Genomic DNA, 9305 nt, shown 5'->3' with positions numbered 1-9305 from the left:
TCCGAAGTTCGTCGAGACCTTCCTGGCCAAGCTGGCCAACTGGGACTTCGCCGCCAAGAACTTCGGCTGAGCCCGGGGTTTCCCCCAATGAAAAAGCCGACCCCCGGGTCGGCTTTTTTGCGGGCTTCAGGCAGCAGGCGATCAGCGTTTGGTGGCTGCGAACAACTCGCCGCCGAGCTTGGCGCCCTTCTTGATGTTCTTCTTGGCGAACCAGCCCTGGTTCATTTCGAGCACGTAGCGCACCGGCTCCAGCGAACAGTGCGAGTTCTCGGTCATGGGCTGCATGTCGACCAGGTTGACGATGCGGCCGTCGTCGGCCACGAACGCCGCGGTCAGCGGCAGGATCGTATTGCGCATCCAGAAGCACTGCGTAGCGGGCTGCTCGAACACGAAGATCATGCCTTCGGCCTGCGGCATTTCCTTGCGGAACATCAGGCCGATTTCGCGCTGCTGGGGCGTTTGCGCGATCTGCGTGTCGATCTTGTAGAGGCCGACCGACAGCTGCGTGCGGGGCAGGTCGGTCTGGGGTTGCTGCTGGGCATGCGCCGTCATCATGAAGGACGCGGATGCGAGGAGCAGGGCGGCTAGACGCTGAAACATCGGACAACTCTTTCAGGCGGGATCAGGGCCCGGCCTTAACCAAATATGCCAATAAAAATGCCCGCTGATGCGGGCATTGCCGGTGAGCGTGAAAGCTTACACCTTCTTGGCGGCGGCCGTGTGGGCCTTGGCCACGTGGCGAACCTTGTGCTTCTTGGCAGCAACGTGCTTCTTGGCGGACGCGTGCTTGGCAACCTTGGGGGCAGCAGGAGCGGCTGCGGTGGGTTCGGCTTGTTGAGCGAAGGCACCGGCAGCGAAGAGACCGGCGATCAGGGCTGCGAGCAGCTTGTTCATGAGAAATCCTTTGAAATTCGTTGATTTGGACAGCCCTCCCTGCGGAGGTAGTCATTCAACGGAGGCCGCTTCCGGCGGTTGACAGCTGCGCATACCCTGCGGACGAAAAAAAAGAGCGCTCCGAAGAGCGCTCTTTTTTTGAGGGGCTGGGCCGAATTACTTGGCGCCTGCCATGTCAGGCGTGCCGCCTTGGGTCGACTTGCGCTTGACGCTGCCGTCCTTGTTGCGACGACGTTGGTCGCGGGTGCTGGCGCGCTTTTCGCCAGAAGCAGCGGCCTTGTCGGCACCGATGGCGCCGCCTTCGGGCGTCTTGACTTCGTCGCTGGCGCCAGCCTTGACTTGACCAGCGGGCTTGGCAGCCTTCTTGGTTTCAGCGCGTTGCTGCGACTTGCTGTTGGTGGCGTTGCCTTGTTCGGGGGTCGCGCCAGCCGGGTTTTGGGCGTAAGCGCCGGCGGCGAACAGGCCAGCGATCATGACTGCGAGAATTTTGCTCATTGAGATTCCTCTATTCGAGAATTGGTTGGAAACGCCTCCCGGCGAGCAGAAGGTCTGCCACTAACGAGGCCATAGGCCTGCCGGTTGACAAACCCTCGCTGATGGGTTGCGTCTAAAATGTACAGCGATTTGTTCGCGTCCTGTACAGCGATTCCTCGTGGCTGTCTGAATTCGCTGACACTCGTCAAAATTACGCCACTCCGGAGCCAAACCCCCTCATGTCCAGCTACCAGCACATCAAAGTTCCGACCGAAGGCCAGAAGATCACGGTCAACGCGGACAACTCGCTCAATGTGCCTGACCAACCGATCATCCCCTTCATCGAAGGCGACGGGACCGGACTGGACATCACCCCGGTGATGCTGAAGGTGGTGGACGCCGCCGTGGCCAAGGCCTACGGCGGCAAGAAGAAGATCCACTGGATGGAGGTCTATGCCGGCGAGAAGTCGACCAAGGTCTACGGCCCCGACGTCTGGCTGCCCGAGGAAACGCTCCAGGCCGTTCGCGACTACGTGATCTCCATCAAGGGCCCGCTCACCACGCCCGTGGGCGGCGGCATCCGTTCGCTGAACGTCGCGCTGCGCCAGGAACTCGATCTCTACGTCTGCCTGCGCCCCATCCAGTATTTCGACGGCGTGCCCAGCCCGGTGCGCGAGCCGCACAAGACCAACATGGTGATCTTCCGCGAGAACTCGGAAGACATCTACGCGGGCATCGAGTTCGAAGCGGAGAGCGACAAGGCCAGGAAGCTCATCAAGTTCCTGCAGGACGAAATGGGCGTCAAGAAGATCCGCTTCCCGAACACCTCGGGCATCGGCGTCAAGCCCGTGTCGATCGAAGGCACCGAGCGCCTCGTGCGCAAGGCGCTGCAGTACGCCATCGACAACGACAAGTCCAGCGTGACCATCGTCCACAAGGGCAACATCATGAAGTTCACCGAAGGTGGCTTCCGTGACTGGGCCTACAACCTGGCCGCCAAGGAGTTCGGTGCCGAGCTGATCGACGGCGGCCCGTGGATGAAGTTCAAGAACCCGAGGACGGGCAAGGACATCACCGTCAAGGACAGCATCGCCGACGCGTTCCTGCAGCAGATCCTGCTGCGCCCCGCGGAGTACAGCGTGATCGCCACGCTCAACCTCAACGGCGACTACGTCTCCGACGCACTGGCCGCGCAGGTCGGCGGCATCGGCATTGCCCCGGGCGCGAACCTGAGCGACACCGTCGCGATGTTCGAAGCCACCCACGGCACGGCGCCCAAGTACGCCGGCAAGGACTACGTGAACCCCGGCTCCGAAATCCTCTCGGCCGAAATGATGCTGCGCCACATGGGTTGGATCGAAGCCGCCGACCTGATCATCAGCTCGATGAAGAAGTCGATCGCCAGCAAGAAGGTCACCTACGACTTCGCACGCCTGATGGACGGCGCCACGCAAGTGAGCTGCTCGGGCTTCGGCCAGGTCATGATCGACCACATGTAATTGCGCAAAGCGCCATGCGATGCCTTGCGGCGTCGCGCATCGAGCCCTTGTTTTTCCGAAAGGAATCCAAGGGTTTTTTTCTTGCCCGGCGCGCTCGCACTTTCATCGGAATTACTTCTTAAGTAATAGGCAAAAAAGAGGCGATCGGGCAAACATCACGGATCAAACACCTGCTTTCTGCGTTTAACTATTGGTAGAAACTGTGCTTGTCGCGCAGTCGCTGAGCCGCTCCAGAATCGCGCCCATTCAACAGCACTCAGGGAGCGCGTCGTGGGCAAGAAGACAGCAGCAAAGGCCGGTTCGGCGGCATCGCCTGCGGGGCGATGGATCGCACGATGACGATTTCCCGGCGCGCGCTATTCGGCAAGCTCAACCTCACGCTGTTTCGCGGCATCGAATCGGCCACGGCCTTTGCCAGGCTCAGAGGCAATCCCTACGTCGAACTGACGCACTGGCTTCATCAGCTCTGGCAGCTCAACGACAGCGATCTGCATCGCATCTGCCGCCACTACCAGATCGATTCGCAAGTCCTTGAAAAAGACATGGCCGCGGCCCTGTCGAGCCTGCCTTCGGGTGCCACGTCGCTGAGCGATTTCTCGCAGCACATCGAGGCCGCCATCGAGCGTGCGTGGGTGCTGTCGAGCCTCGAGTACGGCGGGCGTTGCGTGCGCGGCGCCTGGCTTCTTGCCGCCCTCGTGCAGACGCCTGAGTTGCGCCGCGTGCTGCTTGGCATTTCAACTGCCTTCCAGCGAATTCCCGCGGACCCGATGGTGGACACTTTGGCCGCGATCATCTCCGGCTCTCCGGAGGATGCCGAGGGGCCGCACGACGGCTCGGGCCTGCCGTCCGCGCTGCCGGGAGAAGCCAGCGGGGCCATGGCAGAGCAGCCCGACGGCAAGTCCGCGCTCGCCAGGTACTGCACCGACCTGACCGAACGCGCGCGTGCTGGTCACATCGATCCGGTGATCGGCCGTGCGCACGAGATCCGCACGATGGTCGACATCCTGCTGCGCAGGCGCCAGAACAATCCCTTGCTGACCGGCGAGGCCGGCGTGGGCAAGACGGCGGTGGTCGAAGGGCTCGCCCTGGCCATCGCCGGCGGCCAGGTGCCTCCAGCCCTGCGCGATGCGCGTCTCCTGAGCCTCGATGTCGGTGCGCTCCTGGCGGGGGCCAGCATGCGAGGCGAATTCGAGTCCAGGCTGAAATCGCTGCTCGAAGAGGCGGGCAAGTCGATCCAGCCGGTCATTCTGTTCATCGACGAGGTCCACGCCTTGATCGGTGCGGGTGGTCAGGCCGGTACAGGCGATGCGGCGAATCTGCTGAAGCCGGCTCTGGCGCGCGGCACCTTGCGCACCCTCGGTGCCACCACGTGGAGCGAGTACAAGCGCCACATCGAGAAGGATCCCGCACTGACCCGGCGCTTCCAGACATTGCAGATCGCCGAACCCGAGGAGGCCTCGGCCATCGAGATGGTGCGAGGTCTCGCGGCCACCTTTGCCCGGCACCATGGCGTCACCGTCCTTGACGAGGCTGTGCGTGCCGCGGTGACGCTCTCGCATCGCTACATTCCCGCGCGCCAGTTGCCGGACAAGGCCATCAGCCTGCTCGACACCGCTTGCGCGCGCGTGGCCATGTCACTGCACTCGCCGCCACCGGTGGTCGATCGGTTGCGCCAACAGATCGCCGCCCTCGAGGTCGAGTTGGCACTGCTGGCGCAGGAGCGTGTCGTTGCACAAGGCAGCGACGCAAGAGCCTTGCGAGCCGAAGACGCGAATGGGCGGATCGACGCGGCCCGGCGTGAGCTGGCAACCCATGAAGCGAGGTGGCAGGACGAGCTCACGGCCGTCCAGCAGATCCACGCACTGAGAACCGTGGAGGGAGAGAGAGGAAGAGAGGCGAGCTGCGCCGGGGGCTCGGCGCCCTCGGCGCAGCTGACCGCCCTCGAGCACGACCTGTCGTCGCGCCAGCAGGAGGCACCTTTGATATTTCCGCAAGTCGACGAGGCTGTAGTGGCTGCCATCGTCGCGGACTGGACCGGCATTCCCGTCGGTCGCATGGTGAGAGACGAGGTCGACGCCGTGTTCGGCCTTCAGTCCAAGCTCGACGCGCGCGTCATCGGCCAAGACCGCGCGCTCGCCGCCATCGCCGAGCGAGTGCAGGTTGCGCGCGCCCGGCTGAGCGATCCGAACAAACCCGTGGGCGTGTTCCTGCTGGTCGGGCCTCGGGTGTCGGCAAGACCGAAACGGCTCTGGCGTTGGCGGAGGCGATGTACGGCGGTGAGCAGAACCTCATCACCATCAACATGAGCGAGTTCCAGGAGCCGCACACGGTCTCCACGTTGAAAGGCTCTCCGCCGGGTTATGTGGGGTATGGAGAGGGCGGGGTCCTGACCGAGGCCGTGCGCCGCAAGCCCTACAGCGTGATCCTGCTCGACGAAGTCGAAAAAGCCCACCCCGACGTGCACGAGCTTTTCTATCAGGTGTTCGACAAGGGGTCGATGGAAGACGGTGAAGGTCGCCATATCGACTTTCGCAACACCACCATCCTGCTGACCAGCAACACGGGGTCGGCGCTGATCGCGAGCCTTTGTGAAGACCCGGTGCTGCTTCCCTCGGTCGACGTGCTGCGCACGGAATTGCAGCCCCTGCTTCGCGAAGTTTTCCCCGCGGCCTTTCTCGGGCGCCTGTCGGTCGTTCCCTATCTGCCCCTGGCGGAGAGTGCGCTGGGGGACATCGTTGCACTGCACCTGGATCGCGTGGTCGACCGCATGAATGCCCAGCACGGCATCGCGCTTCGCTACTCGCCTGCGCTCGTCGCTGAAGTCATCGATCGATGCGGGACGCACGAAACCGGCGCGCGCCGCCTGATCGGCTTCATCGAGCAGCACCTGCTGCCCGTGCTTTCGCGGCAATGGCTCGGCGCCTTGCAGGAGCGGCGAACGGTCACCCGGATGTCCGTCGACGTAGAGGCCCGTGACACCGGAGATCAAGGGTTGCAGGGGGGAGGGGGCATCGTCTGCCATACCGAATACGCGTGATTTTTTCAAACCACTGAGCCGCCTTCAGTGCAGGCATCCGTCTCTTGTTCCGTCGTTTTTCAGCAGGGAGTTTTCATGGCAATCAACAACAGCAGTCAGAAGTTCATCGCCCGCAATCGGGCACCACGCGTGCAGATCGAGTACGACGTGGAAATCTATGGTTCGGAAAAAAAGATCGAGCTGCCCTTCGTCATGGGCGTGCTGGCCGACCTTTCCGGCAAGCCAACACAGGCATTGCCGCCGGTTGCCGATCGCAAGTTCCTCGAGATCGACATCGACAACTTCGACGAGCGCATGAAGGCCATCCAGCCGCGTGTGGCATTCGCCGTGCCCAACACCCTGACGGGGCAGGGGCAGCTCATGGTCGACATCACCTTCGAGAGCATCGAAGACTTTTCTCCCGCCGCCGTGGCCCGCAAGGTCGAGCCGCTCAGTCGCCTGCTCGAAGCACGCACGCAGCTCGCCAACCTCCAGACCTACATGGACGGCAAGGCCGGTGCCGAAGGCCTGGTCAACAAGCTCCTGCAGGACCCCGCCCTCATGAAGTCGCTGGCGCAGGCGCCCAAGCCGCGCGCCGACACCGTCAACGAAGCCCCCGCCACCGACGCGGCCGTGTGAAACCACAGCAAGGAACCTGCCCATGAACACACTCAGCGATCCAGTGCGCTACGCGCCCGAGACGGCGCTCTCGTCCAACCCTTCCGACTTCGCCTCGCTGCTCGACAAGGAGTTCAAGCCCAAGACGGACGAGGCGCGTGATGCCGTCGAGGCGGCCGTGCGCACGCTGGCCGAACAGGCGCTCGTCAACGCCGCGACCATGACCGACGATGCCTACAGCAGCATCGAAGCCATCATTGCCGAGATCGACCGCAAGCTGTCCGAGCAGATCAACCTCGTGCTGCACAAGGACGAGTTCCAGAAGGTCGAGTCGGCCTGGCGCGGCATGCACCACCTGGTCTACAACACCGAGACGGACGAGAAGCTCAAGATCCGCTTCATGGACGTGTCCAAGGACGAAGTGCGCCGCACGCTGCGTCGGCACAAGGGCATCGCCTGGGACCAGAGCCCCATCTTCAAGCGCATCTACGAAGAAGAATACGGCCAGCTCGGCGGCGAGCCGTACGGCTGCCTGGTGGCCGACTACTACTTCGACCACACGCCGCCCGACGTGGAGCTGCTGGGCGCCATCGCGAAGGTTTCCGCGGCGTCGCATGCACCGTTCATCGCAGGGTCGGCTCCCTCGCTGCTCGGCATGGAGTCCTGGCAAGAACTCGCGAATCCGCGTGACCTGGCCAAGATCACTTCGAACCTCGAGCACGCGCCCTGGAACTCGCTGCGCAACACCGAGGACTCGCGCTACGTGGGTCTCGCCATGCCGCGTTTCCTCTCGCGCCTGCCCTATGGCGCCAAGACGAATCCGGTCGACGAGTTCGATTTCGAAGAAGAAACCGAAGGTGCCGATCACCGCAACTACGTGTGGAGCAACGCGGCCTACGCCATGGCTGTGAACATCAACCGCAGCTTCAAGCTGTACGGCTGGTGCACCATGATCCGCGGCGTGGAGTCGGGCGGCACGGTCGAGAACCTGCCGTGCCACACCTTCCCGACCGACGACGGCGGCTTCGACATGAAGTGCCCGACCGAGATCGCCATCTCCGACCGCCGCGAGGCCGAGCTGGCCAAGGCCGGGCTCATTCCGCTGGTGCACCGCAAGAACACCGACCACGCCGCCTTCATCGGCGCACAGTCGGTGCAGAAGCCGCAGGAGTACATGGACCCCGACGCGACGGCCAACGCCAATCTGTCGGCGCGGCTGCCCTACCTGTTCGCGAGCACCCGGTTCGCGCACTACCTCAAGTGCATCGTGCGCGACAAGATCGGCTCGTTCAAGGAGCGCGAGGACATGCAACGCTGGCTCAACGAATGGATCATGCATTACGTCGATGCGGACCCCGCCAACTCCTCGCAGGAAACCAAGGCCCGCAGGCCGCTGGCCGCGGCCGAAGTGGTGGTGGAAGACGTCGAGGGCAACCCCGGCTACTACAGCGCCAAGTTCTTCCTGCGTCCGCACTTCCAGCTCGAGGGCCTGACCGTGTCGCTGCGCCTCGTCGCGAAGCTGCCTTCGCTCAAGGAAGCAGCCTGAACCGCGCCAGCTGAACAGTTCAAGGAAGTGGCGCACAGATGCCACCCGAAGAATCGTTGGAGGCGCCGACAAGAGCGCCCAAAGAAACCGTCACACATCGACAAAACCAAACTCAGGGGGTTTTATGGCTCAAGACATTTTTCTCAAGATCAACGGCATCGAAGGGGAGTCGCAGGACTCCGATCACAAGAACGAAATCGAGGTGCTGGCGTTCAACTGGAAAGCCTTCCAGGAATCGACCATGCATGCCGGCTCGGGCGGTGGCGCCGGCAAGGCCACGGTGGAAGACCTCGAGTTCGACCACTTCGTCGATCGATCGAGTCCCAACCTCATGAAGTACTGCCTGACCGGCAAGCACGTGCAGGAAGCGAAGCTCACGGTCCGCAAGGCCGGCGGCAACCCGCTCGAGTACCTCAAGTTCACGTTCTCCGACGTGATCATCACCGCGATCCAGCCTTTCGGTTCGAACTCCGACGAAATGCGTGTCAAGGAGCGCGTGCGCCTGTCGTTCTCCAAGATCAAGCAAGAGTACTCGGTGCAGAACGCACAAGGCGGCAGCGGCGGCGCGGTCACGGCCGGCTACGACATCAAGGGCAACAAGGAGTCCTGAGCAGCTTGCTCGGTCCCTGGCTACTTCCAGGGTTTCTCGGCTTCGGGCCGTGTGGCGTGCCACGTCACGCCGCATGGTCCGGCGCGACCTTTTCGATCGACTGCAGCTCTTCTTCTTCAACATGGTCTTCAATGTGTCTGGTCCACGATGGATGACGGCGCTCGCACTCGTGCTGGCCACGGCGCAGCCTTCGCACGCCCAGTTCTCGTACCCGAGAGAGCAGACCAAGCTCGACATCACCATCACCGCGGACGCGGGCGTCAACCCGGACGACAAGGGCAGGGCGGCCCCGATCCTCGTGCGCCTCTACGAGCTGAAGTCCGAAGGCACCTTCGAGTCGGCCGACTACTTTTCCCTGAACAGCAACGACAAGGCCGTGATCGGTGCCGACCTGCTCGTTCGTGACGAATTCATCCTCCGGCCCGGCGAGGTCAAGACCATCCGGCGCAAGTCGCATCCCGACATTGCCGCCATCGGCGTCATCGCGGGCTACCGGGAACTGGCGCAAGCCGACTGGCGCGCCGTCCAGAAGATCGACCCCGCGCCTGAAGCCAGTTGGTACAGGTCCGTGCTGCCGGCCAACAAGGTCACGTTGCAGATCGGCCTGCAGGCCAAGGGCATCCAGCTCACTCCCCTCAAATAAGTCCA

Annotated in this window: 8 protein-coding genes and 2 pseudogenes; 7 read left to right on the top strand and 3 right to left on the bottom strand. The window is 63.1% G+C overall.

The window, feature by feature from the left end; translation table 11 throughout:
• Positions 1 to 70: pseudogene (locus BMG07_RS44275) on the top strand (superoxide dismutase [Fe]); the annotation flags it as partial.
• A gap of 71 nt (positions 71 to 141) precedes the next feature.
• Here the strand turns inward: BMG07_RS44275 and BMG07_RS23675 are convergent.
• The 3 genes from BMG07_RS23675 to BMG07_RS23665 form a co-directional block, all read right to left on the bottom strand.
• Positions 142 to 600 carry a DUF192 domain-containing protein gene (locus tag BMG07_RS23675; protein ID WP_198086598.1) on the bottom strand — a complete coding sequence of 153 codons (459 nt, stop codon included), beginning with the start codon at positions 598 to 600 and terminating at the stop codon, positions 142 to 144.
• 96 nt (positions 601 to 696) lie between these two features.
• Positions 697 to 894, bottom strand: a complete 198-nt coding sequence (locus BMG07_RS23670; RefSeq protein ID WP_198086597.1) for a hypothetical protein — start codon at positions 892 to 894, stop codon at positions 697 to 699.
• Positions 895 to 1050: 156 nt separating this feature from the next.
• Positions 1051 to 1389, bottom strand: a complete 339-nt coding sequence (locus tag BMG07_RS23665; protein WP_198086596.1) for a cell envelope biogenesis protein TolA — start codon at positions 1387 to 1389, stop codon at positions 1051 to 1053.
• A 218-nt stretch (positions 1390 to 1607) separates the two neighbouring features.
• Between BMG07_RS23665 and icd the strand changes: the two genes are divergently transcribed.
• The 6 genes and pseudogenes from icd to tssJ all read left to right on the top strand — a co-directional run bounded on the left by icd (position 1608) and on the right by tssJ (position 9300).
• On the top strand, positions 1608 to 2867 hold the full coding sequence (gene icd, locus BMG07_RS23660) for an NADP-dependent isocitrate dehydrogenase (protein WP_198086595.1): 1260 nt from the start codon (positions 1608 to 1610) through the stop codon (positions 2865 to 2867).
• Positions 2868 to 3202: 335 nt separating this feature from the next.
• Positions 3203 to 5904, top strand: a pseudogene (tssH, locus tag BMG07_RS23655) (type VI secretion system ATPase TssH).
• Positions 5905 to 5979: 75 nt separating this feature from the next.
• A complete protein-coding gene (gene tssB / locus BMG07_RS23650) occupies positions 5980 to 6522 on the top strand; it encodes a type VI secretion system contractile sheath small subunit (protein WP_198086594.1) in 543 nt (180 codons plus the stop codon).
• A 22-nt stretch (positions 6523 to 6544) separates the two neighbouring features.
• Entirely contained in the window at positions 6545 to 8047 is a 1503-nt protein-coding gene (gene tssC, locus BMG07_RS23645; RefSeq protein ID WP_198086593.1) for a type VI secretion system contractile sheath large subunit, read from the top strand.
• A gap of 124 nt (positions 8048 to 8171) precedes the next feature.
• Positions 8172 to 8657: a type VI secretion system tube protein Hcp gene (locus BMG07_RS23640; protein ID WP_198086592.1), complete on the top strand. Its 486-nt coding sequence runs from the start codon at positions 8172 to 8174 to the stop codon at positions 8655 to 8657.
• 151 nt (positions 8658 to 8808) lie between these two features.
• A complete protein-coding gene (gene tssJ / locus BMG07_RS23635; RefSeq protein WP_269759329.1) occupies positions 8809 to 9300 on the top strand; it encodes a type VI secretion system lipoprotein TssJ in 492 nt (163 codons plus the stop codon).
• The last annotated feature ends 5 nt before the right edge of the window (positions 9301 to 9305 follow it).

Origin of the sequence: Variovorax sp. E3 (assembly GCF_016082275.1) — a bacterium.
In the GTDB taxonomy this organism is placed as follows: Bacteria; Pseudomonadota; Gammaproteobacteria; order Burkholderiales; family Burkholderiaceae_C; genus Variovorax.
The sequence above is the reverse complement of the archived record's forward strand: the minus strand, read 5'-3'. Positions and strand labels throughout refer to the sequence as shown.

Coding starts and splice junctions, on each gene's coding strand:
- tssJ (WP_269759329.1), top strand. CDS start 8,809: ATGACGGCGCTCGCACTCGTGCTGGCCACGGCGCAGCCTTCGCACGCC.
- tssC (WP_198086593.1), top strand. CDS start 6,545: ATGAACACACTCAGCGATCCAGTGCGCTACGCGCCCGAGACGGCGCTC.
- BMG07_RS23665 (WP_198086596.1), bottom strand. CDS start 1,389: ATGAGCAAAATTCTCGCAGTCATGATCGCTGGCCTGTTCGCCGCCGGC.
- BMG07_RS23640 (WP_198086592.1), top strand. CDS start 8,172: ATGGCTCAAGACATTTTTCTCAAGATCAACGGCATCGAAGGGGAGTCG.
- icd (WP_198086595.1), top strand. CDS start 1,608: ATGTCCAGCTACCAGCACATCAAAGTTCCGACCGAAGGCCAGAAGATC.
- BMG07_RS23670 (WP_198086597.1), bottom strand. CDS start 894: ATGAACAAGCTGCTCGCAGCCCTGATCGCCGGTCTCTTCGCTGCCGGT.
- tssB (WP_198086594.1), top strand. CDS start 5,980: ATGGCAATCAACAACAGCAGTCAGAAGTTCATCGCCCGCAATCGGGCA.
- BMG07_RS23675 (WP_198086598.1), bottom strand. CDS start 600: ATGTTTCAGCGTCTAGCCGCCCTGCTCCTCGCATCCGCGTCCTTCATG.